The organism is Bifidobacterium crudilactis, assembly GCF_000738005.1.
Lineage (GTDB): Bacteria > Actinomycetota > Actinomycetes > Actinomycetales > Bifidobacteriaceae > Bombiscardovia > Bombiscardovia crudilactis.
The window spans coordinates 93,727-117,047 of the sequence record NZ_JHAL01000002.1 but is presented as its reverse complement, the minus strand read 5'-3'; the positions used below and the strand labels follow the sequence as shown (position 1 = coordinate 117,047).

Sequence of the window (23,321 nt, the reverse complement as noted above, 5' to 3'; positions counted from 1 at the left end):
CGACTCAGACGACCACGTTGTATCGTTCACCGCGGTAGAAGGCGCTGACGCCATCGAAGCACTGAGCAATCACATTCACCACGGCTTCCTGGGTAAACCATGCGACATGCGGCGTGAGCACCACGTTGGACAGGCTCAACAGCGGGTCATCCATCGGCAGGGGCTCATGGTCGAAAACATCCAGTCCCGCCAGGACGTCGCCTTCGCTGAGACGCTTCACCAAAGCTCCGGGCTCGATGAGCTCCGCACGAGCGGTGTTGATGAACAACGCACCGGGATGCATCTTCGCCAGATGAGCTTCGGTAATCATGCCCTTCGTCTGCTCGTTCAGCCCAAGATGCAGACTCACGACATCACTGCTCTCAATCAACTCATCTATCGAGGACGTCCACGTGGCCCCGAACTCCTGAAGGGCCTGGGTATCTTCGTGGCGTGAGCACACCGCAACCTTCATGCCGATACCGTGGGCAATCTTGGCCACGGCTTTGCCGATACCTCCGAAGCCGACAAGCCCCAAGGTCTTCCCATTGAGTTCCAGACCTTCCATCTCAATCCATTTGCCGTTACGCAACTGCTGATTGAGGTATCCGGAATGCCGAGCCAGCTCGAACATCAGCGCGACCGTGTGCTCCGCAACCGCTTCGTCGCCGTAATGCTCGACGTTGCAGATTCGTATGCCATGCTCGTTCGCGGCGGACAGATTCACGTAATTCGCCACTCCCGTCCCCCCGAACACCATGCAGTGCACGCTTGTGGCGAGTTTCTCCAACAGTGCGTCGCTCACGCGGAAGCCGATGACCACAACGGAATCGGCATCCTTGCAGCGGGATGCTATTACATCCTCGTCGAGAACGGTGTCGGTATACATTCTGACCCGGCAAAGGTCGTCGAGTTTGCTGAAAGCACTGCGGAATGCCTCGACCATGGAAGGCATGCACGAAGGAATGACCATCAGAGGAAGGTCTTCACGTGTTGATGCTGTTTCGATAACGCTCATGCCCAACAGGGTAATACGACAACGCAACATCGTAGTGAACTCACCGTCAGAGGAATCCGTGAGCCGTCTCCTGTTCTTCTACGCCAACCCTTGTGGCTTCGTCGCCGTACCGCTAGCGTTGGCCGTATGACCGATCATCAACACACATCACCGGTTTCGCAGGCGACCAGACGGCACGCTGGCGAGGAATTGCCGTTTTCCGAAAGAGATTCGGCCCACGTCCCAGGTCACTGGCTCCTCGCGCGGCTCGGCAAGCGAGTGTTGAGACCCGGTGGCCGGGAGCTGACCAGACAGATGCTCTCGCACGCCGGAATAGAAGGCCACAAGGTTGTGGAGTTCGCGCCCGGACTCGGCTCGACGGCAAAGGAGATTCTCCAACACGCTCCTGCAAGTTATGTCGGTGTCGATGAGGACCGCAAGGCCGCCGCGATAGTGGACAACATCGTTGCGGGCACAGGCCATGCCGTGACGGCCAAAGCCCAGGAGACCGGATTACCGGACGACAGCGCAGACGTGGTCGTGGGCGAAGCCATGCTGACCATGCAGAGCGACAGCGGCAAGCAGAGCATCATCGCCGAAGCCGCACGCTTGCTGCGCCCCGGTGGACGGTATGCCATCCATGAACTCGGCCTGGAACCCGACAGTCTGGGTGATGAGACCAAAACCCGGATTCGCAAGGATCTAGCACGTGCCATCAAGGTCAACGCCAGGCCCCTGACGGCTGCGGAGTGGAAGACCCTGCTGGAATCCGAAGGTTTCGAGGTCGACTGGATCGGCATGGCACCGATGGCCTTGCTGGATGTACGACGCAATGTCGCCGACGAAGGAATAGTCGGGGTGCTGCGAATACTCAGGAACCTGATACGAGACAAGCAGGCGCGTGAACGTGTGATAACGATGAAACGCGCCTTCACCCAATACCGACAGCATATGAACGGCATCGCGGTAGTCGCGCATAAACGATAGGCGTAATACGTACATCAGAGAAAGGGACATCATGAGCGAAAACCACAGGCATCCACACGCACAGGACGAGGAAACATCCTCGACCGGAACAGAACATGCCAAGACTGCACAGACCGTGGGCGGGTCCGAGGCCGTGGAACTCGGCTTCATCCCCGATGTGCGCACGCTAATCAAGGTGCAGGACGAGGCCACGGTCTCTCGGACCATCATGCAGCAACAGGGCGGGAACGTGGTCTTGTTCTCCTTCGACGCAGGCCAGGAACTCAGCGAGCACACGGCGGCCATGCCGGTATTCGTACAGACGATTTCAGGTCATCTCGAAGTCACCGGCTCCGGCGAGACCGTCGATCTGCTCCCAGGCGGACTCGTGTATTTCCCTACACGCCTGCCTCATGCCGTCAAGGCCGTGGAACCCTCCATCATGATGCTGACGATGATTACACCGGCACGCGCTGCAGCTAAGGCACAGTGAGGACGCAGTGAACGACCACATAACACTGCACGCCAGGGATATCCGGTTTCCCCATCCGTGGCGTGCGCATAAGGGCAGAATATGATAACTGCACTAAAAGGACAGCAATTTGGCAATAATCCACCGAAAAAGCTGTCCTTTTAGTGCAGTTATCGCAGTTCAGCCCAGCAACCACTCCTTGACCACAGCGGGGTCGGCATTCATCGAATAGAGGACCTGTGATATCCGCTCCCGCACGGCGGCATCCTGGCCATCGGACCAACAGACGCCGTTAGGATGGTCTGAGGCTATCGGGCACCATCGGTATTGCCCCTGCCTCATATTGGCCACAGGCACCCAGTCGATGCGGTTGACACGCCAAGTACCCTCGGCCCCCCGCTTTCCCGCGAACTGAATACGGGCCGTAATGCCCTGATTGTTGACCACCCGGCTCTGGGGCGCACTCACGGTGACCGCATTGCCCAGACCATAGATAATCCAAGTGCCGTGATAATACTCGACCGGCTGTACGCAATGGCATCCCGCACCGTAAATCACATCGAAGGCTCCGGTATCGGCAAGCTCATGCGCTTCGGACACCTGCCATGAGTCGGCGTAATCGATGTACTCCTGCAATGAGTGCATGGCCATGGCCACCACATCGGCCCCTTGACTGCGAGCCTTGTGAGCCTTGTCCACTGCGCGTTGAATGTCGGCATCATGCTCGGGTTCACCCGATGCCCGAAGCCTGTCGATGCGCCAATCCGTATCGGCAACCATGCCGTTGAGCGACACCGTGCCGGTGACAAGACCGAGCTTTCCGCCGCCGGTCGGCGAATCAATCACCAGAGGTTCCAAGGATTCCTCCTGTGTGAGATACGACCCCGTTTGAGCTATGCCGTGCGAGGCAAGTTCCTGATGGAGCCGTTCAATACCCGCCAATCCCTGGTCCCAGGAATGATTCGTCGCGTGGGTGCAGGCCTTGTAGCCGATACGCGCGGCACTGTCCACCACTTCCGGCGGAATGGCGAACACCGGATACCCTGCATACGGGCCGCCGCGCTTAGCAATTGGCGTTTCGAATTCGCAGACGGCTATATCGGATGATTGGATGTAGGGCTTCATCCCTTCGAAGAGCGGATCGAAATTAAACGCCGTGCCGTCCTTGGCCGCGGTATTTGCGCCGGCGAAGTTGTTCCAAAGGTTCGGATGGAATAGCAAATCCCCGTTCACCATCACCGATATGCAGTCAGTGTCGGGGCAATCAGGGGCGTTGCCCGGATGTCTGAGCACCGGGTCCGGAGCATCTGACGGGCGGTTAAGAGACTCGTGATCCGGCTCCGCCAGCGATGAACCCTGTTGCTGCGACAGTCCGCCACCGGAACGTTGAGAAAAGAATAAGTAGAAGACGAGAGTCGCTATACAGGCAGCTAGGATGACGGACACGGTGATGATTCCGACGATTATCTTGGCCCGAGATATGCGATTACGCTCTGAAACAGCGGCATGCTCTGGTGAATGTCGTCGCCTGACCATAACTGACGTCACTTTCCGGTGGGAAGCCCCGTTTGTGTAGGGATTTATCTATGAACCCGAGTCTACGCCCGGGCCACGCTTGAAATTTCAACGAGCAGTCGCGGTGTCTATTCCAGAATCCCTACACAAACGGCGTTAACTCCCTCATTTCGGCAGAACGTGCCTTCTCCATGAGGGTTTGATAATCAATCCCCGACCATGTGCGTACACCAGCAATGCGCAGGCCACAGCACCGAGCAACACCACCGGCACGATGCTGGCCTCCAAACCGAATTGCCCTCCGGTCAGTATTTCCGGCCCGGACCAGCGAGACACCAACCATGATTGCTGTTCGCCGGTACCGGAAACGACGGAACCGAACACCGGCCCCTGCATAATGTTCCACATCATATGCAGACCGATGCACCACCATAGGGAACGGGTGACGATGTAGATCGCGCCGAACAGCAGACCCGCCTCGATGGCTATGGCGGTGGCACCCCACAGGGTTCCGTCCTGATTCCCGAGATGCATGAATCCGAACAACGCCGCGGAAATAACGATGGCCACCCACGAGCCAAGCCATTCTTCCAGAAGGCGCAGCACTATGCCACGCATGATAATCTCCTCGGCGATACCCGCAGTGAGCCCCAATGTGAGCAAATCCAGCCAAGGATTGTATGAGGTGTCAACCGAGATGATGCGGTAGCTGCCCAGGAGAGCAAGAACCAGGACGCACAATGCCAGACTGAACGACCCCATGGCGCCCCCGCGAAGCAGCCCACCCAAGCGTCCAGGCGCCAACTCGTACGGGATACGTCGCCTCTCCATGAATACGACCACGACAAGATAGGCCATTACAGCGGCAAACAACTCTCCGACAACGGAGATGACCATCACCACGCGATTGGATGTCAACGTCGACGTATCCCCAGCCAATAGGTCATCAATGAAAGCAGGTTCTGCCACGGATGCCACCAGCACGCCTAAAACGCTGATAATGGTCATACCGGCAGCAAGAATCGCCAGGAACACCACTGCACGCAGCGCAATGTTCAACCTGACCCGCTCCCCTCTCTGACCTGAACGTCGAGGATGGTCTTCAGTGAGCATATCCTCATCGCGGAGACGAACGTCGTCCCCGAATATTCCTTGGATAAGCTTGGTGTGCATACTTTGACTCCTTGGCCGGCGATTCGAGTACTGCGACTTCACGCTGAGCAGCGGCACAGGCGAGACGCGGTGGAAGGATTATTCTTCGGCCTCCAAGGCAGCGAGTTGGGTGCGGGCCTTGTGAAGCTTGGCGTAGATCTCGTTGCGTTGCGTCGGATTCTTTGCACGGGCATGGTCTTTGGTGAGTTTGGCGTCCAGAGCACGCAACTCGGCGATGCTCTCTCGTCTGGCGATGCGCTGGTCGAGATTCTGATACTGGGATTTCTCAGACTCGGAGGAACCGAGTATCGCCTGAGCGTTCAAACTCTCCCAGATCTGCTCAATCGTGTCACCGTGAAGCGTCAGCCGGGTGTCGCTCGCCGCCTTCCACTCCCCCACAAACACGGTGTTCTGCTGGACGTGACCGGCTCTGCCAGGGCGTGCGCGCCGCACCGCGAGGGCGCACTCCTCGACGCCTTCATGGATGCTGACGCAGACGAAGAGGATACCCGAGGGTCGCAGTTTGGCGATGTGCTCAAGCGCGTCGACAGGCACGGTCCTGGTGTTCAACAGCACCCCGATGATGAGAATCTCCTTGAGCCGACCTTCGGATGGGGTTCCGGTATTGGAGGCGTTCAGCACGCCGAGGACCGTAATCTCCTTGATGTCATTGACCAAACGCTGCTTGAGTCCTGAAGACACGGGAGTTTTGGCATAGAACATCTGTTTGGGGAGGGAGGCCTTGCTCTCCGGCACTTCAGCCTGCTGGGGAAGACCCAGACTCGATGCGGATATCGAAGCACATGATGCAACTGCCATAGTCCACCTACCTTGTTCGAGGATTGCGAAATATCCGCAAGAACTACTTCCATCCTAACCGCAAACACAGTGTGCGATCTGAGCGAAGCCCACCTCAGACGGCTGGCACACCTCGCTGATGAGATAACTGCACTAAAAGGACAGCAATGTAGCGATAATTTCTCCGAAAAGCTGTCCTTTTAGTGCAGTTATTGTATTCCCGCCTTACCGGACAGTCAGAGGAAGGAAGAATCCGTGAAAACAGGAATCCCGGCAGGGCATATATGCCACTACCGGGATTCAATACCGCGGAGACGAGGAGATTCGAACTCCTGGACCACTTGCGTGATCAACACCTTAGCAGGGTGCCCCTTTCGGCCACTCAGGCACGTCTCCATCACGCCAGCTTATCAGCGAGCGCAACAGCATATTACACTACCAGCATGCGTGGATGGAATCACCCATAGCGCTGAAACAACATGAGCAAGTATGGAAATCGGCAGGTTCTCAGCGTGTCGTAGCACACTGGTCATGAGTGCGACAGTTCATCTCACGCAGTCACTACGCAATCCGACGTTTAGGATGGAGTCATGAGCAACACACCTAGACTGGCCGCAGCCAAACGTGACTGGGGCCATGACGACAGCGGCTGTCATGTGTTGCACATCGATATGGATGCCTTTTTTGCGTCGTGCGAAGTGGCCCGGCACACAGAACTCAAAGGAAAACCGGTCATCATCGGTACCGGTACGCGCTCGGTTGTCAGCGCCGCAAGCTACGAGGCACGCCCCTATGGCATCAACTCCACCATGCCCGTCTCCCGGGCACGCCACCTGTGCCCTCAGGGGATATTCCTTCCCGTTGATATGCGGTATTACCGTGAGATGTCTCGAAGGATATTCAGCGAGGTGTTCGCCAGAATCACCGACAATATCGAACAGGTATCGGTCGATGAGGGCTATATGGACGTTTCCGCAGCGTTGCAGCAGTGGTCCGGCCCGCGCGCCATCGGCGCATGGATACGGCAGCGCGTTTCGGAACAATTCCATGTGACCTGCTCCGTCGGTATCGCCGCCAACAAGCTCGTAGCCAAAATGGCCTCCACGAATGCCAAACCGGACGGCATGCTGCTGATACCCGTATCCATGCACGCCGCATTCGTACAGATGATGCCCCTGCGAGGTATACCCGGAATCGGCCCCTCCCTTGAAAAAAGACTCTCCCAGTGGGGCATCGGCGATGTGGCCGAGCTCGCCAAACTCGATGAGAAAGAGGTCAACCGAGTGGTGGGCTCAAGCACTCTCGGGCATCACCTCTTTCTGGCGGCCCGAGGGCAGGATGAACGCACCCTGAGCACGAAAGCCCGGGAAAAATCCATCGGTGCCGAACGTACTTTTGCGCAGGACACCACCGACCCCAAGACGGTCACCACCCTGCTTCGGCAATGCAGCGACGACGTCGCCTCCTCCTTGCGGAAACACGCCCTGCTGGCACGAACCATCACCGTGAAACTCCGCTTCGCTGACCTGAGCTATGCGACGAAAGCCCATACCCTGGAACGTCCGGTCGATACGGCAAGTGCGATATACCCCGAGGCGATGGAACTCTTCCGACAGATGTTCGCGGAAAACAACGCCACTGATGGAGATTCCTCGGCAAGCCCCTTTCCCGCACTCCCCCGTGCGGTCAGACTCGCGGGCGTGAGCGTATCCGGGCTGAGCAAATCCGATGAAACACCAATCCAACTCACCATCGAGGATTTGATGCCCAAGGAAACAGCGGATGGCACACGTCCGGAACGCTTATCAGAAGCCGAACGAACGCTCGATACCATCAGAAAACGCTACGGCAAGAACGCGGTGCATCTCGGTCTTTGAACCAGATAACTGCACTAAAAGGACAGCTTTGCCGAGAAATTATTACCCCATTGCTGTCCTTTTAGTGCAGTTATCCTATTACCGAACACTCCTGCCCGTCAGGGCGTCACGCCGACAGACGTTCGGCGGCCGCAGCAATCGACTCGTCGCTGGCTGTCACCGAGAATCGCAGAAAATGCCAGTCACCGTAGAATTCGCCCGGACTCGGGACGATTCCCAGCGCGGCCAGGTTATGCATATCATCCCAGCAGTCATCGCCGAGCGCCCTGACCCAGATATACAAACCGCCTTCAGGCATGCGGGCATCATAGCCGTATGCGCTCAATGCCTTCGTCAAGGAATGCAGACGGGCACGATAGCGCCCGATCTGGTCCAGCACACTCTCGCCATCACCCAAAGCGGCGGTCATGGCCGCCTGAACCGGACCGGGAATAATCAGACCTATCTGCTTGCGATAACGTGTCATCGCGGAGACAAGGCGCTCGTCACCTGCGATAAGCGCAGTGCGATACCCTGCCATATTCGACTGTTTACTCAGTGAATACAGGCACAACACGGATTCCGCGTTCCCGCCGCAGACATCATCATCCAGAATGCACGGCGTCGTCTTCGGGGAGCTCTCGGAATCGGCAGAACCCCGCCAATCCATCCTGGCATAGCATTCATCCGAAAGCACCACGGCACCTATCGAACGCGCGGCACGCACGATGCCGCGCAACTGTTCGGAAGTCAGCACCCTGCCCGTAGGATTGCTCGGGGAATTGACCCAAATGGCCCTGACACCCGGAACGTTGACCCAACTGTCCACATCAGCCACATCATCGACCTTGACGACAGCTGCACCCGATATCTGGGTGCCGATTTCATACGTGGGGTATGAGACACGTGGCTGGACCACCACGTCGCCTTCGCCGCAGTGCAGCAGCGCCGCCATCAACGCCACGGCCTCCTTTGAACCCACCGTAGGCACCACCGAAGCGCCGATTCCGCTGAGGTCAACGCCTCTGACGGTGAGGAACCACTGGCGAACAGCCTCGCGCAACGCTTCGGTGCCGATGGTGGCCGGGTATCCGTGCGCGTTGCCGTCATTGGCTGCAGCACTCAAGGCCAGACGCACCGACTGTGGCACCTCGTCAACCGGAGAGCCGACGGAAAAATCCAGGACATCGCCGAACTGCGCCGCCGCATCCCGGTATTGCTGGACGCGAGACCAGTCGTAGGGCGTGCTGAAGGTCATCAATCCCAAGGTTCGACCCTACCTAACTTGTCTCGGAACGCACAGGGCACCACCGCCGTCTGCACATGTGATGTATAAGGTGACGTTCACATTTTCACCTTCAGATTCCTACATTCAGAACGTCGGGTTCAGGAAGCCTTGTTCTGAGGTGGCAGAGCCGCTACGCGTGCGGGGTCGTGGTCGATGGGTCCGGCTCCTGCGGCACCGCCCAGGTCGCCGACCTCGTTGAAGTACTCGACCGCGGCATCGGTATACCACGTCCACTCCTCCGGAACATCATCCTCGTAGAAGATGGCCTCGGTCGGGCAGACAGGCTCGCAGGCACCGCAGTCCACACACTCGTTAGGGTTGATGTAGAGAGAACGCGGGCCCTCGTAGATGCAATCCACCGGGCACTCATCCACGCAGGCTTTGTCCTTGACATCCACGCACGGCTCTGCAATCACATATGGCATAACAGCCTCCCCTCTCAGTCATTCCCGACGACTTCCGGTCCGAATCGGCGCTGCTGCCGACCGGTCCTATTCGGGCGAACACTGTCAGACTACCGCTTCCGCGAGACGCTTCAAGACTATTCGGCAGCGTCACCAGCGGTCGTCGGCAGGGCACCATCGAGCTCGTCACGCCCCAAGCGCGAATGACGATAGGAGTACCCGAAATAGATGGCGAATCCGATGGCTAGCCAAACTACGAATCGCAGCCAGGTGAGCACCGTGAGATTGAGCATCAACCATAGGCAGGCCAGCGCGACCAGCATCGGAATCCAAGGATTCCCGGGCATCTTGAAGGAGCGATGCAGATCAGGGCGCTTACGTCTCATAATCGGGACGGACACCGCGACGAGAGTGAATGCGGAAAGCGTGCCGATATTCACCATGTCGGACAGGACATCCACCTTGAAGCATGCGGCGACGACGGCCACGACAATGCCGCCGACAATCTGAATCTTGGCAGGGGTGCCATGCGAACCGGTCGTCGAAAAGCTGCGTGGCAGCAGGCCGTCACGGCTCATGGCGAACACGATGCGCGTCAGACCGAGCAGCAGCACCATCACCACCGTGGTCAACCCGACGACGATGCCGAAGGAAATAATCTTCGCCGCCCACGTCGCCCCGACCAATTCGAAACCGGTGGCCAGTGACGGACTGTCCGCCTTGGCAAGCTGCTTGTACGACACCATCCCCGTCGTCACGACTGCCACCAGCACATACATGACCGTCACCAGGCACATTCCCATGAAAATCCCTCGCGGCACGGTGCGATGCGGGTCCTTGGCCTCTTCGGAGGCCGTGGCGACAACATCAAAGCCCACGAAGGCGAAGAACACCAGAGCAGCTCCGGAGAGAATTCCCGGAACGCCGTACATACTGGGAGCCATTCCGGTACCCCACTGCCATAGCGGCTCACCGAATACTCCGGACACGGCGCCCTTGGCCGCAGCTGCCGGTTGAGCCGGAGGGATGAAGGGCTGATAGTTACTGGATTTCACATAGAAGAAACCGACGATGATGACGAAGAACACGATGGCGATTTTCAAGATGGTCAGCGCACCGTCCACACGCGCGGACAACTTCGTGCCAAGGACCAGCAGCACGGTGAAAAAGGTCACGATGATAATCGGGGCCACATCGATGTGGAACGACCCCCAGACGATATTGGTATTGAAATCTATGCCCACAAGATGCAGCAGCTCATTGAGATACACCCCCCAATACTTGGAAATCACCGAGCTGGCCATCAGCATTTCCAGAATCAGGTCCCAACCGATAATCCAGGCGATGATTTCACCGACCGTCGTGTAGGTGAAGGTGTATGCGGAGCCCGCAACCGGGAGCATCGAGGCGAATTCCGCGTAGCACATCACCGCCGCTCCGCACACCACGCCGGCGATGATGAAACTCAGAATCACCGCCGGGCCCGCGTGGAAGGCTGCCGCCTGAGCACCCACGGAGAAGATGCCCGCCCCCACGGCAACGGCCACTCCCATAACCGCCATATCCCAAGCGTTCAGCGTACGTTTCAACGTACGTCCGGTTTCGGCGGTTTCGGCGAGTGTCTGTTCGACGGATTTGGTTCTGAAAATGCTCATGCTGCCCCCACAACGATCTGCACATTAGAAGCGGCGGGGTACGACATCAATCTCAGCGCTGGCGGACCACACGACAGCGGCTCAGCGGTCATGGCGGTCGACGGGCGTCCAAGGAACGGTGAATCCTCACGCAACTGTTAACAGCATCACATTCTAATACGGCATCAAGGATTCGGCCATATTCGATATATGACTCTTGTGCGACGTCTCAGTACGCGAGGCTCCCATGCAAAGGCACCGTACGAAAAATCACATTCGTACGGTGCCTGTATCGGGCGATTACCGCGAAGCCGGGAACCATCGCAGAAAGCCCATATGGGCGAGGTTCGTATCAGGACGTGCTGCCGCCGACATCTCCACCCTGGCCGCCGTCACTGCCCGCGCTACCTGGGTTTCCTGCTCCGCCGTCACTGCCGGCATTACCACCATTACCGCTCTGCCCGCCAGCTCCGTCTCCGCCCTGACCTCCATCGCTTCCGGCAGTACCGGTGCTACCTGAGTTGCCGGAACTGCCATCACTTCCCGAACTGCCATCACTGCCGGAGTTGCCGCTATTGCCGCTATTGCCGCCTTGTCCGCTGCCGCGTTGGCCATACCCGTTGCCGCCGCCCATCTGAGGCATGTTGCCCTGATCGGACTGCTGCGTACCACCGCCTGACACCGACGACACAATCAGGCCTCCTGCAAGGCCGCCGACGAGACCACATAACAGAGCCACCACGCTGATGGCGCCTATCACCGTGAGTTTGACCCCCTGCCAGGTACGCGCGGTCTTCGCCTTCGATGCGGCGGCAGCTGGTCCTGGCATTGGGCCGGAGGCCGAAAACTGGGGTTGGCCATTCCAATTGCCCTGTTGACCCGATGAGGGCCGACCCTGTGGCTGCTGGTACACATACCCGGCATTGGCGTTGGGGGATTGCGCCGTTTGACTACGTTGGGGCTGTTGGTACTGCGAATCGTTCGCTTCTGAGTAATCACCCTGGGGCTGGGCCATCGTAACCCTTGGGGAATTGTGCACCGGGAAATTCGCGCCGGTTCCACCTTGAGAGGACTGAGATGACGGTGCAGCAGCCTGTTGCGGTGCATGTTCCGTCTGCTCATTCACTGCTGGTTGCACGACAGTGCCGTCGTCGTCATTTGGAGGTGTCGGATTTGGTCTGCCATTGGATGAGGCATTGGGTGTGCCATTTGCTCTTGCGTCGGTCATTCTAAGTCCTTTCGTCAGCCAATAACGTCTATTACAGCGTTCATGGCTTGCGAATTGCTGTGCTGACTCTGAGGGGCTCCATACATCCTACATGGGTTATCCGTAAGATAGTCTGGGCAAGAGCTGAGCATCTGGAAGCGTTCTCTCAGATAGCGATGCCACCCACCAGCACAGGTTCGGGAACCAATCTGACACCGAATTTCGATTCGACACCGTCGCGTACTGCGACAGCCAAATCAAGAATCTGCGAGCATGACGCATCTCCCCTATTGGTCAGCGCCAAGGTGTGCACGGTCGACAAGGAAGCCCGAGCACCTTCGTACAGCGCGAATCCCTTCCGAAACCCGGCATGATCAATCAGCCAGGCAGCCGAGGTCTTCACTCCCGCCGAGCCGTCCGGCAGCTTCGCCGGAAAACGAGGCGCTTCGAGCGGCAGCAATGCCGCCTGCGTTTGAGAGAGCACCGGATTCATGAAAAAGCTGCCGCAACTGCATCTGTTGCGATCCCATGAGCCGGAGCCGGAAGCGGTGAACCGCTCCAGCGCCGACAGGGCTTGGGCGATATTCTCCGAACGCCGCATCGACTGCATCCATTGCTTCCGATAGCGGTGAGGGTCCTCAAGCATGCCCTTGGCTGCCCTCACTGCGAGCACCTGGTCGCGCAGCAGTTGAGTGGAAACCCTCTCACCGATATCCACGCGCAGCGCACGAGCCAGTTGGTCGAAGGCGACGACACCGGTGTCGCTGTGCCGCAGGGCGAAACTCACCGACAACACCACATATCTGGGCGTTGGAAAATAAGGATTCCCCTGACCCGCCACATTGCCCGCCGAAGCGTACATGCTGCGTTTCAGGGCCGAAGTCCGATACCCGAAACCCATATCCTCGGAGGAGAGCGTACGGACGACCTTGCTCTCCCTGTCCCAGACTTCGACGGCGAAAACGCTCGTGGCGACTTCCTGACCATAAGCGCCGATATTCTGTACCACCGACGCACCGACCGTTCCCGGAATACCGGACAGGCCCTCGATGCCTTCCAGACCAATCTGGATGCTGAAGGCGACCAGGTCATCCCAATTCGTACCGGCATCCGCAGAGATGTGCACCGTGGTGTCGCCACCCTCGACGGGCGCGGCCTCGTCCAGCACCACAATCTCCTGACGTGCATCACGAACCACGATGCCGTCGAAATCCGCATCAGCGACGAGCATATTCGAACCACCGCCGATGACGCACAAGGGGACGCCCTTGCCATCGGCATCCTCGACCGCTTCGATGATGCCTACACGGCTCGTCGGCTGTTCAAAACGTGCGATACGGCCTCCGACACCGATGGTGGTGAGATCCGCGAAAGAAGGTGAGGTAGTCATGGGCTACAGCATAACTCGAATACGAAAAAACCCGACCGAAGTCGGGCTTGTTGTGCGTTGCGCTCCGCGAGTTTCAGCGGGTTTCGCGGTGAACCGTCTGCTTGCCGCAACGTGGGCAGAACTTGTTGAGCTCAAGACGATCCGGAGTGTTACGACGGTTCTTCGTCGTGATGTAGTTGCGCTCTTTGCACACGGTGCACGCCAGCGTTACGCCTGGACGAATATCTGCGGCTTTTGCCATGGTTCACCTCTGTAGTCGTACCTCATCGACTCTTTGCCGATGATTGTAGCGAGGGAGAGACTCGAACTCTCGACCTTACGATTATGAGTCGTACGCTCTAGCCAGCTGAGCTACCCCGCCATAGAGCCTCGAGTGAGAATCGGACTCACGACCTCTTCCTTACCAAGGAAGTGCTCTACCACTGAGCTATCGAGGCGTGGCGGATAGTGGATTCGAACCACTGAAGCATTACGCGGCTGATTTACAGTCAGCTCCCTTTGACCGCTTGGGAAATCCGCCATGCCGCATCCAACCTAAGCCAAAAACGGCAACTTCGTTATCTTGCCACGCTTTCCCATATTCCGCAAGTCGTGGACTCGCCGTGTCGCGGAGAGGTTGACGAAGAGCCGAAGCCGAGCGTGTACGGAACGGCTAGTCGTCCTCAATCCTAAGAGTCAATCGCGCAGCGCTGTTATCGGAACGACGCAAACTCCATCGGGACGGGTATATGCATACGCGGTCATACCGCATACGACGCAGAGCACCGACGGCGGGGTTGCTCGCGGGTCGTCCTGCATGTCGCGCTGCAAGGCCAGGAGCTTCGACGCAGCTTCATCGATTTGATGAGCACCCAACTTGATTTCTATGGCTGCCCATCGACCGTCGGGCACGGTGACGACGGCGTCGATTTCACGGCCCCGACCATCACGGTAATGATATAGCTCTCCCCCTGCGCACTGCGCATAAACCCGCAGGTCACGCTCGCACATGGCCTCGAACAGAAACCCGAAGGTGTTCAAATCGTCAGTAAGCGTCTCCGCCGTCACCCCCAGGGCTGCTGCAGCCAGCGAGGGGTCTGCCAGATGTCGTTTGGGCATTTTTCCCACGCGCACCGAAGAACGCATATTGGGGTTGAATGCCGGCTGGTCATCGATGAGAAACAGACGCCGCAGAGACTCAAGATAATCCGCTATGGTTTTTTCGTCGATTGTCTCGTCGTCATACTCCTGCATATCGTTTTTCAATGTCCTGTTGCTGGCGACGGTGGATTCGTTCCTCGCCAACGAGCGCAGCAGCATCGCTACCCTGTGAGGGCTACGGCTCACGCCGTCAATCCTGCTGATGTCATCGTGTGCCACTGCATAGAGGTAGCCTTCAGACACCTCGTGCGCGGCACTCTGCGACAGCCCAATTGCCCCTGGCCATCCGCCCCTGATGACCTGCTCAATCAGACTGCTTAACTCAACTTCACCGGTTGCACGCGCCTCAAGGGGACCATCAAACACGGCAGCAAGAGATACTTCGCCGCTGGATTCCCCGGATTCAAACAGCGACATAGGGCGCATTCTCGTTACGCCGATACGCCCTGCCCCGCTATGCAGCACCCCTTTGAAATTTGGTGTTGATGAACCGGTGAGGATGTACTTGCCACGCTGTGCCGACTCATCTACCGCGAACCTCACCGCATCCCACAGCGCAGGTACTTCCTGCCATTCGTCAATGACCCTCGGGGCTTCTCCTCTCAGCACCAGTGCCGGGTCGAGTTGTGCCGCACGCCTGTTCTGGAAATTCCCGGCGGGGTCTCCGATGTACACCACGCTGTTGCCGTGATTCAGAGCGGTCCAGGTCTTGCCGCACCATTTCGGCCCATCGACCGCCACAGCACCGAATGCAACGAGCATGTCGTCGATTTTGACGTCAACAAGTCGGCTTCGATACCCTTTACGCCTCATGCTCATTGCAGAAACTCTCCCTATTCCGCCATTTTCCGTGAATTTACTCCGTACTTTTCCTTCATTTTACTCCTGGGAATTCCTCACTGGAATTCCGTTATTTTCCGTCCTCCTGGTTTGGATTGGCCGTTGCCCGACAAATTCAGGAAGCAGCCGGCTCGACACAGTTCAAGGTTTCGCTGTGCATCATCACCAGCCACCGCCATTCCTATGAATCTCGACCGGTCAAAGCATCAAAACGCGATACCCACTCGGCAGCACACCAGTGCCGTTTTCCGGTCTGTAGACCATCCCGGCTGGACCAGACATGTCCGCTCGTGCCACCTAGTCCTGTTCTCTCAACAGGTGTTCTTACTGTCTGTTTCCTTTACCCAGTCACATCTATCCAGTCACATCTACCCAGTCCCCACCACACAGTCCCGGAGGGTATGGAAAAGGTCTGGAACCGAAGACATCCGGTTCCAGACCTTCCAGTAACTTCCGTGGTCAAGCATGACCTCAGAGCAGTCAGGACTTCCTAGAAGTCCCAATCGTCGTCGTCGGTTTCGACGGCCTTGCCCATCACATAGCTCGAACCGGAGCCGGAGAAGAAATCGTGGTTCTCGTCGGCGTTCGGGCTCAACGAGGCGATGATGGCGGGATTCACATCAGTGGTGTCAGATGGGAAGAGCGCAGGGTATCCGAGATTCATCAGCGCCTTGTTGCCGTTGTATCGCAGGAATTTCTCGACATCCTCGACCAGTCCGACGCCTTCATACAGGCTCCGGGTGTATTCCACCTCATTGTCGTAGAGGTCGCTGAGCAGCTCGTAGGTGTAGTCGCTCATCACCTGACGCTCGGAATCGGAAACCTTCTCCAGGCCCTTCTGATACTTGTAACCGATGTAATAGCCATGAACGGCCTCATCGCGGATAATCAGACGAATCACGTCGGCGGTATTGGTCAGCATGGCGTGGCTGGAGAAATACATCGGCAGATAGAAGCCCGAGTAGAACAGGAAAGACTCCAGCAGCGTGGAGGCGACCTTGCGCTTGAGCGGATTGTCACCCTCGTAATAGTCGAGGACAATCTGCGCCTTCTTCTGCAGGAACTCGTTCTCCTCGCTCCACGCGAACGCGCCGTCAATCTCCTTCGTGGAGGCCAGGGTGGAGAAAATCGAAGAATAGGACTTCGCATGCACAGACTCCATGAAGGAGATGTTCGTGTACACGGCTTCCTCATGAGGCGTCAAGGCATCAGGAATCAGCGATACCGCGCCGACGGTGCCCTGGATGGTGTCAAGCAGCGTCAGACCGGTGAACACGCGCATCGTCAGCGTATGCTCGTCATCGCTCATCTTCTGCCAGCTCGGAATGTCGTTACTCACGGGGACCTTCTCCGGCAGCCAGAAATTGCCGGTCAGGCGATCCCAGACCTCAAGGTCCTTCTCATCTTCCAAACGGTTCCAATTGATGGCCGAAACCCGGTCAATCAACTTCAACGGTTGCCTCGGCACTGAAACAGGTACCATAATCTTCCTTCCATCACGTATGTTGACCGGCGCAGCACCCAACCGTGCGCACGGAATCTATCTACAAATCTCAAAAAGAGATAACTGCACTAAAAGTACAGCTTTTTGAGCAGATTTTCACGATTTTGCTGTCCTTTTAGTGCAGTTATCTCGGTGTGGGCGATCGCGCGCGAAAAGTTGCGTTTCCCAGTAGCCTCGTGTGGCGATCGCTTCGCGATCCTTCGCGCCCTTGGCGGGCGCTCACTGTAGCTACGCACAGCCCACAGGGCTGTGCGCTTCACGCGCGATCACAGCCATGATCGCCTTCGCGCCCTTGGCGGGCGCTCACTGTAGCTACGCACAGCCCACCGGGCTGTGCGCTTCACGCTACAGCATGCAGCTTACGCAGCCTTCTACTTCGGTGCCTTCGAGAGCCTGCTGGCGGATGCGGATGTAGTAGAGGGTTTTGATGCCCTTGCGCCATGCGTAGATCTGGGCCTTGTTCAGGTCACGGGTCGTTGCAGTGGACGGGAAGAACAAGGTCAGGGACAAACCCTGATCCACATGCTGCGTCGCCTCGGCGTAGGTGTCGACAATTTTCTGCCAGCCGATTTCGTAAGCGTCCTCGAAGTATTCGAGGTTCTCGTTGGTCATGTACGGCGCCGGGTAATACACCCGCCCCAACTTGCCTTCCTTACGAATCTCAATCTTGGAGGCAATCGGATGAATCGAGCTTGTGGAGTGGTTGATGTAGCTTATCGAACCCGTCGGCGGCACGGCCTGAAGATTCTGATTGTAGATGCCGTCCTTGAGGATCTGGTCTCGCAATTCCTCCCAATCCTGCACGCTCGGAATCTCGATGCCCTTCTCGGCGAAGAGCTCACGAACACGCTCGGTCTTCGGTTCAAGCGAACGACGCCCGTCAGTGTACTTGTCGAAGTAGTTGCCCTGTCCGGCAGGCTTTGCGTAATCCGAAGCCGGGAAGCTCTTGAACGCCGTTCCCTTCTCCACGGCGAGGCTGTGGGATGCCTTGTACGCATGGAAGGCGACCGTCATGAAGTACATATCGGTGAAGTCAAGGCCTTCCGGCGAACCGTAGTGAATCCCCTCGCGAGCGAGGAAACCATGAAGATTCATCTGTCCCAGACCGATTGCATGGCCTTCGTCATTGCCGCGGCGGATGGAAGGAACGGCATCGATGCTGGTATGCTCCGCAACGGAGGTCAAGGCTCGTATGGCGGTCTCCACGGTGTCTGCCAGACCGTTGTCGACGGCTTTGGCGATGTTCAGCGACCCAAGGTTACAGGAGATATCCCGCCCGACATGGGAATACGTCAAATCCTCGTTGTACTTGCTCGGTTCCTGCACCTGCAGAATCTCTGAGCACAGGTTGCTCATCGTGATGCGTCCGTCAATCGGGTTGGCCTTGTTCACCGTGTCTTCGAAGAGAATGTACGGATAGCCGGATTCGAACTGAATCTCCGCGATGGTCATGAAGAATTCTCGGGCGTCGATGTAGCTCTTGCGGATGCGGTCGTCGGCCACCATCGCGTCATAGTTCTCGGAAATCGGGATGTCCGAGAAGGGCTTGCCATACACGCGCTCGACATCGTACGGGCTGAACAGCGCCATGGGCTTGCGCTGCTTGGCGAGCTCGAAGGTGATGTCGGGAATGACCACGCCCAGGGAAAGCGACTTGATGCGAATCTTCTCGTCGGCGTTCTCACGCTTGGTATCCAGAAAACGCATCACATCGGGGTGATGGGCGGAGATATAGACCGCGCCAGCACCCTGCCTGGCTCCGAGCTGATTGGCGTAAGAGAAGGAATCCTCGAGCAGCTTCATCACGGGGATCACACCGGAGGACTGGTTTTCGATGTGCTTGATAGGGGCGCCCAGCTCGCGAAGGTTGCTGAGCAGCAAGGCCACGCCGCCGCCACGCTTGGAAAGCTGGAGTGCCGCGTTGATGCCGCGCGAGATGGACTCCATATTGTCTTCGAGCCTCACCAGGAAGCAGCTCACGGGCTCGCCGCGCTGTGCCTTCCCGAGATTCAGGAAGGTCGGTGTCGCGGGCTGGAAGCTGCCGGAGATGATCTCGTCGGCGTATTTGATGGCCATATCCTCATCACCGGCGGCCAGCTCAAGAGCGACCGCGACGCTGCGCTGAGGGAAATCCTCGAGATACTGCTTGCCGTCGAAGGTCTTGAGCGCATACGAGGAATAGAACTTGAAAGCACCGAGGAAGGTGTCGAACTCAAAGTCCAGCGACTGAGCGTGGGCGTAGATTCTATCGAGGAACTCCGCCGAATACTCGCCGAAAACCTTGGGATTGTAATACTGGTTGTCCACAAGGAACGCGATGCGTTCTGCGGTCGAGGCGAAGGACTTCGTATGCTGCTGCACATGACCGTGCACATATTCGCGCTCGGCGGCCTGATCCTTGTCGAACTGAATGCGACCATTCTCGTCGTAAAGATTGAGCATGGCGTTCAAGGAATGATAATCATGGGCGGAATCGTAGGTCTCCTCCCCCGTGTTATCAAGGCTCAAAGCCGTGTTGTCGATTGCAGTCATCTGCGTTCCCCTTCATTTGTGCCAAGCACGTTGGCGATCCAACAGCAGTTCGATGATGCACGCCGCTTGCTGCGGAACGCACCCTGTCATTAACGATTTCTCATACCACCCCGGCGCCCGGGGCGTTCGGCCTATTGCGTTCGGCCTATTGCCGGTGTCTAGTCGCGATGATTCAGGAAGAAATCGCGCATGCCGTTTCTTACCTTCGTCTCATCCTCCTTCGTGCCCATCAACTCGAAGTAGTACAGGAAAGGCACCTTGCATTTGCGAGCCACGATATCCCCAGCAGCGCAGAAGGCGTCTCCGAAGTTCGTGTTTCCTGACGCGACCACTCCGCGTATCCCCGCGCGATTGTCCGGGTCGTTCAGGAATTTCCTGACCTGAACAGGCACCGCCTTCTTGGCGTTCCCGCCACCATAGGTCGGCACCATCAGCACATACGGCTCGCTCACATGCAGGTCGCCCTGCGAACGCCTCAGCGGTATGCGATAGACATTGATGCCCTCGTCCTGCAGATGACAGTTGGCAACGAACCTCGCCGTGTTCTCCGATGCTGACGAGAAGTACACGATGGCGCCGATCTTCTCGCCCTCTGCCACATGTTCAGGAACGCTCTCCTGCAACTGCGCGGCGGCGACCTCACTCATATTGTTCCTCCTCAGCACTCTTCACGTGAATGCAGAAACCACTATATCTAGTTTCTGATTGTAAAGCGCAAACTATATGTAGTGTTTTATGTGGCGTATATCACACTATTGTCATTTGACCGGGAGTGCAACTTTGAGATGACCACTGCATCAAAAGGAGCTCTTCTCATTTTGGTATGTAAGGACCCGATACGATAACTGCGCTAAAAGGACAGCTTTTCGGAGAAATTATTACCACATTGCTGTCCTTTTAGCGCAGTTATCGCATTGAACGCTCAGTCGACGAGCGCTTTGGAATGTGTGAGAGCAAACACCTGCGCGCAAACGGCGATGACCAGGTCATTGGCCTCGTGTTCGCCGATAGTGATGCGGATACCTTCACCGGAGAACACCCGAACCGACAGTCCGGCCTTCTCGAAGTATCCGGCGATGACGTCGGTCCGTTCCCCCAACTGCAGCCAGAAGAAATTCGCGTTCGGAACGGGAATTCTCCAGCCCTGCCCGCGTAACGTTTCGATGACACGGGCACGCTCGGCGATAAGGGCATCCACGCGTTCCGACAGCTCGTCGTACGCATCCAGGCTCGCCACCGCGGCAACCTGAGCCGCCGCAGACACTCCGAAAGGCAGAGCGACTTTGCGCATTCCGTCAATGACATCCTCTGGCCCGATGGCATACCCTATACGCAGACCGGCCAATCCGTAGGCCTTGGAGAAAGTCTGCGCCACGACCACATTCGGAAACTCCCTGAACAAATCCATACCCACGCATGTATCCGGGTCGGTGTTGAACTGGACATACGCCTCGTCAATCAGCACCAGCACATCTTGCGGTACCGCCGCAAGCAGTCTGCGCACATCGGCATCACTGACCGAAGTCGACGTGGGATTGTTGGGGTTGTTCACAATCACCAAACGGGTCCGGTCATTGACGGCCGCGATCATCGCATCAATGTCGTGGGCGCCTTCCGGCGTCAGTGGAACCTGCACGCTTTCGGCTCCGGCGGTGGTCACGATTATGGGGTATGCCTCAAAGCTTCGCCATGGGTATACGACTTCATCGCCTTTGCCTGCCACGAGATTCACCAGCTGGGTAATGACTTCCGTGGAACCGCATCCGAGTTGGATGTTCTCCGGGCGGACTCCGGTTTCCGCGGCCAGACGCTCCACGACAGCCCACCCCCGCATATCAGGGTATCGGTTGATGCGAGCCAGGGCCTGGTCGGCTATGGCCTGGCGAACACTCGGCAAAGGAGCATATGGATTCTCGTTGCTTGAAATCTTGAAGCTCCTGCGCCCTTCCACCTGCGGCGCAGGCTTGCCCTGCTTGTATGACGGAAGCGTATCGATGACCTGACGATGTCTGAAAACCATGCCTCTATCCTAAGCCGAAATTCAGCCGTGTCGCATATGCCCCCTGCGTCATCGAACGCCCGACAGGGGAACATCCGACCAAGCTTTCGATTGTGTAGGGATTCGCCAGTACAAAGCTGGCTCATGCTCCCTGAAATGGCGGAATGACGGTAGACGTATCCGGCCAGAATACCCAGACTGCGCAGCAATCCCTACACAAACGGCATCCGACCTTGCCGAAGCACTCGATTTGCGAGCGCGTCGGCAGTGCGGCTGTGCCGGCTGCATCGACTGCATCGGGTATTCGTTTTTTCCTATTACGCACTCAAGAAGGTTGGAAAATCAAGGAATTCGCCGCAAACGGCTCTGATGCGACGCACCTCTCGCTGTGGTAAGCATGGGTCATGGCTTCATCCTTCACACATCAGGGCATCACCCGCGACCATCATGAACTCGGTTTCTCAACGCGTTCCATCCATCTGGGGAATGGTACGGATGCGGAAACCGGTGCCATCCGCCGTCCCATCACCTTGGCCAATGCCTACTCGCTGCCGGATGACCCCTCCGACATCAATTGGTCGAGTTCAGACACCAACCTGTACACGCGCAATGGTCATCCGAACCAACGCTATCTCGAAGCGAAAATCGCGAATCTCGAAGGCAGCGAGGATGCGGTGGTCCTCGCTTCCGGCGTGGCGGCGCTGTCGGCGACATTCACCACCGTGCTCAACCGCGGAGACCACGCCATTTTCTCCGACACCACCTATATCGCCGCCTATCGGCTACTGGAACAGATACTCCCCGAGAAATACGGCATCGAGACCAGCATCGTCGACAGCTCCGACCCGGGGAACGTCGCGGCGCAGATTCGTCCCAACACCCGCCTCATCCATATCGAGACGCCCGCGAACCCGACACTGAAGGTTTCGGATATCGCCGCCATCGCCAAACTGACGCATCAGGCCGACCACGAGATTCTGCTCAGCGTGGACAACACCTTCAACACCCCTTTCAACGTTCGGCCGCTTGACCTTGGCGCCGATATCGTCATCGAAAGCCTGACGAAATACATCAACGGCCACGGTGATGCCCTCGGCGGTTCGATTGCTACGCGCAAGGAGCTCACGGAGCAGATACGCTTCACCGCGCAAGTGAATTACGGTGGAATCATCAGCCCCTTCAATGCCTGGCTCATCAATCGCGGTTCCGTGACCCTGCCGCTGAGAATGAGACAGCACAATGCCTCGGCACAGGCCATAGCCGAGCATCTGCAAGCCCACCCGGCCGTGCGCTTCGTCGCATACCCCGGTCTGCCCTCGCACCCGCATCATCAGGTGGCCGCCTCTCAGCTTTCCAGACCGGATTCCGGCTTCGGAGGCGTGCTGAGTTTCGGCCTTCATACCGACCATGCCGGGCATAACCGTTTCGTGAGCAAACTCAATATCGTGACTTCGGCGGTTTCGCTGGGTCATGACGAGAGTCTCATCGTGTTTCTCGGCGAGGACGACGAACGGCAGTATCTGTATCCGGAGGTCTTTCACCAGGGTTTCCTGAGATTCGCGGTCGGTCTGGAAGACACGGATGACCTCATCAACGATCTCGACCAGGCCATCGAGAATGCGGATATCTGAGAGACGGCGATACCACT

At 57.6% G+C, this 23,321-nt stretch carries 19 protein-coding genes and 4 tRNA genes; 4 read left to right on the top strand and 19 right to left on the bottom strand.

The features are described 5' to 3' along the window. Nucleotides 1-4: 4 nt before the first annotated feature. Nucleotides 5-997 (bottom strand): D-2-hydroxyacid dehydrogenase family protein, encoded by a 993-nt coding sequence (locus DB51_RS02705; protein WP_034251518.1) that lies wholly within the window; start codon nt 995-997, stop codon nt 5-7. Between the two features lie 126 nt (nt 998-1,123). Between DB51_RS02705 and DB51_RS02700 the strand changes: the two genes are divergently transcribed. Together DB51_RS02700 and DB51_RS02695 are read left to right on the top strand one after the other, a co-directional pair. Beyond that, nucleotides 1,124-1,963 (top strand): class I SAM-dependent methyltransferase, encoded by an 840-nt coding sequence (locus tag DB51_RS02700; RefSeq protein ID WP_051867217.1) that lies wholly within the window; start codon nt 1,124-1,126, stop codon nt 1,961-1,963. A 31-nt stretch (nt 1,964-1,994) separates the two neighbouring features. Then, on the top strand, nt 1,995-2,435 hold the full coding sequence (locus DB51_RS02695; protein WP_156958204.1) for a cupin domain-containing protein: 441 nt from the start codon (nt 1,995-1,997) through the stop codon (nt 2,433-2,435). Nucleotides 2,436-2,594: 159 nt separating this feature from the next. Here DB51_RS02695 and DB51_RS02690 read toward each other — a convergent pair whose 3' ends face one another. The 4 genes from DB51_RS02690 to DB51_RS02675 all read right to left on the bottom strand — a co-directional run bounded on the left by DB51_RS02690 (nt 2,595) and on the right by DB51_RS02675 (nt 6,275). Continuing rightward, on the bottom strand, nt 2,595-3,860 hold the full coding sequence (locus tag DB51_RS02690) for a CapA family protein (protein ID WP_432762347.1): 1,266 nt from the start codon (nt 3,858-3,860) through the stop codon (nt 2,595-2,597). Between the two features lie 234 nt (nt 3,861-4,094). Next, complete coding sequence (locus DB51_RS02685; protein WP_051867216.1) at nt 4,095-5,102, bottom strand: CPBP family intramembrane glutamic endopeptidase; 1,008 nt, start codon at nt 5,100-5,102, stop codon at nt 4,095-4,097. A gap of 78 nt (nt 5,103-5,180) precedes the next feature. Beyond that, nucleotides 5,181-5,900, bottom strand: coding sequence for a DUF4391 domain-containing protein (locus DB51_RS02680; protein ID WP_034251515.1), 720 nt, complete (start codon nt 5,898-5,900; stop codon nt 5,181-5,183). A 288-nt stretch (nt 5,901-6,188) separates the two neighbouring features. Continuing rightward, nucleotides 6,189-6,275: transfer RNA gene (locus DB51_RS02675), tRNA-Ser, on the bottom strand. 194 nt (nt 6,276-6,469) lie between these two features. On the opposite strand from DB51_RS02675, the gene dinB reads away from it, so the two are divergent. Beyond that, complete coding sequence (gene dinB, locus DB51_RS02670; RefSeq protein WP_034251512.1) at nt 6,470-7,756, top strand: DNA polymerase IV; 1,287 nt, start codon at nt 6,470-6,472, stop codon at nt 7,754-7,756. A 106-nt stretch (nt 7,757-7,862) separates the two neighbouring features. On the opposite strand, the gene dapC is transcribed toward dinB, so the two are convergent. The 14 genes from dapC to DB51_RS02600 all read right to left on the bottom strand — a co-directional run bounded on the left by dapC (nt 7,863) and on the right by DB51_RS02600 (nt 21,694). Further along, complete coding sequence (dapC, locus tag DB51_RS02665; RefSeq protein WP_034251509.1) at nt 7,863-9,002, bottom strand: succinyldiaminopimelate transaminase; 1,140 nt, start codon at nt 9,000-9,002, stop codon at nt 7,863-7,865. Between the two features lie 119 nt (nt 9,003-9,121). Beyond that, nucleotides 9,122-9,448 carry a ferredoxin gene (fdxA, locus tag DB51_RS02660; protein WP_034251507.1) on the bottom strand — a complete coding sequence of 109 codons (327 nt, stop codon included), beginning with the start codon at nt 9,446-9,448 and terminating at the stop codon, nt 9,122-9,124. A 116-nt stretch (nt 9,449-9,564) separates the two neighbouring features. After that, complete coding sequence (locus DB51_RS02655; protein WP_034251504.1) at nt 9,565-11,082, bottom strand: amino acid permease; 1,518 nt, start codon at nt 11,080-11,082, stop codon at nt 9,565-9,567. Nucleotides 11,083-11,413: 331 nt separating this feature from the next. Beyond that, on the bottom strand, nt 11,414-12,289 hold the full coding sequence (locus DB51_RS10160) for a hypothetical protein (protein ID WP_156958203.1): 876 nt from the start codon (nt 12,287-12,289) through the stop codon (nt 11,414-11,416). Between the two features lie 145 nt (nt 12,290-12,434). Further along, complete coding sequence (locus DB51_RS02645) at nt 12,435-13,658, bottom strand: FAD-binding protein (RefSeq protein WP_034251501.1); 1,224 nt, start codon at nt 13,656-13,658, stop codon at nt 12,435-12,437. A gap of 73 nt (nt 13,659-13,731) precedes the next feature. After that, nucleotides 13,732-13,899 (bottom strand): 50S ribosomal protein L33, encoded by a 168-nt coding sequence (gene rpmG / locus DB51_RS02640; protein WP_034251499.1) that lies wholly within the window; start codon nt 13,897-13,899, stop codon nt 13,732-13,734. Nucleotides 13,900-13,945: 46 nt separating this feature from the next. Continuing rightward, nucleotides 13,946-14,019, bottom strand: a tRNA-Met gene (locus tag DB51_RS02635). Between the two features lie 4 nt (nt 14,020-14,023). Beyond that, nucleotides 14,024-14,095 (bottom strand) — tRNA-Thr (locus DB51_RS02630). Between the two features lies 1 nt (nt 14,096). Further along, nucleotides 14,097-14,178, bottom strand: a tRNA-Tyr gene (locus tag DB51_RS02625). 155 nt (nt 14,179-14,333) lie between these two features. Continuing rightward, complete coding sequence (locus tag DB51_RS02620) at nt 14,334-15,617, bottom strand: ATP-binding protein (RefSeq protein ID WP_202961987.1); 1,284 nt, start codon at nt 15,615-15,617, stop codon at nt 14,334-14,336. 511 nt (nt 15,618-16,128) lie between these two features. Beyond that, on the bottom strand, nt 16,129-17,121 hold the full coding sequence (gene nrdF / locus DB51_RS02615) for a class 1b ribonucleoside-diphosphate reductase subunit beta (RefSeq protein ID WP_034251495.1): 993 nt from the start codon (nt 17,119-17,121) through the stop codon (nt 16,129-16,131). 366 nt (nt 17,122-17,487) lie between these two features. Further along, complete coding sequence (nrdE, locus tag DB51_RS02610; protein ID WP_034251492.1) at nt 17,488-19,674, bottom strand: class 1b ribonucleoside-diphosphate reductase subunit alpha; 2,187 nt, start codon at nt 19,672-19,674, stop codon at nt 17,488-17,490. Nucleotides 19,675-19,832: 158 nt separating this feature from the next. Then, complete coding sequence (gene nrdI, locus DB51_RS02605; protein WP_034251490.1) at nt 19,833-20,321, bottom strand: class Ib ribonucleoside-diphosphate reductase assembly flavoprotein NrdI; 489 nt, start codon at nt 20,319-20,321, stop codon at nt 19,833-19,835. A 275-nt stretch (nt 20,322-20,596) separates the two neighbouring features. After that, nucleotides 20,597-21,694, bottom strand: coding sequence for a histidinol-phosphate transaminase (locus DB51_RS02600; protein ID WP_034251488.1), 1,098 nt, complete (start codon nt 21,692-21,694; stop codon nt 20,597-20,599). Nucleotides 21,695-22,077: 383 nt separating this feature from the next. On the opposite strand from DB51_RS02600, the gene DB51_RS02595 reads away from it, so the two are divergent. Beyond that, the gene (locus DB51_RS02595) at nt 22,078-23,304 is read left to right on the top strand and encodes a trans-sulfuration enzyme family protein (RefSeq protein ID WP_034251486.1); all 1,227 of its coding nucleotides are present in this window, start codon (nt 22,078-22,080) and stop codon (nt 23,302-23,304) included. Nucleotides 23,305-23,321: the final 17 nt, after the last annotated feature.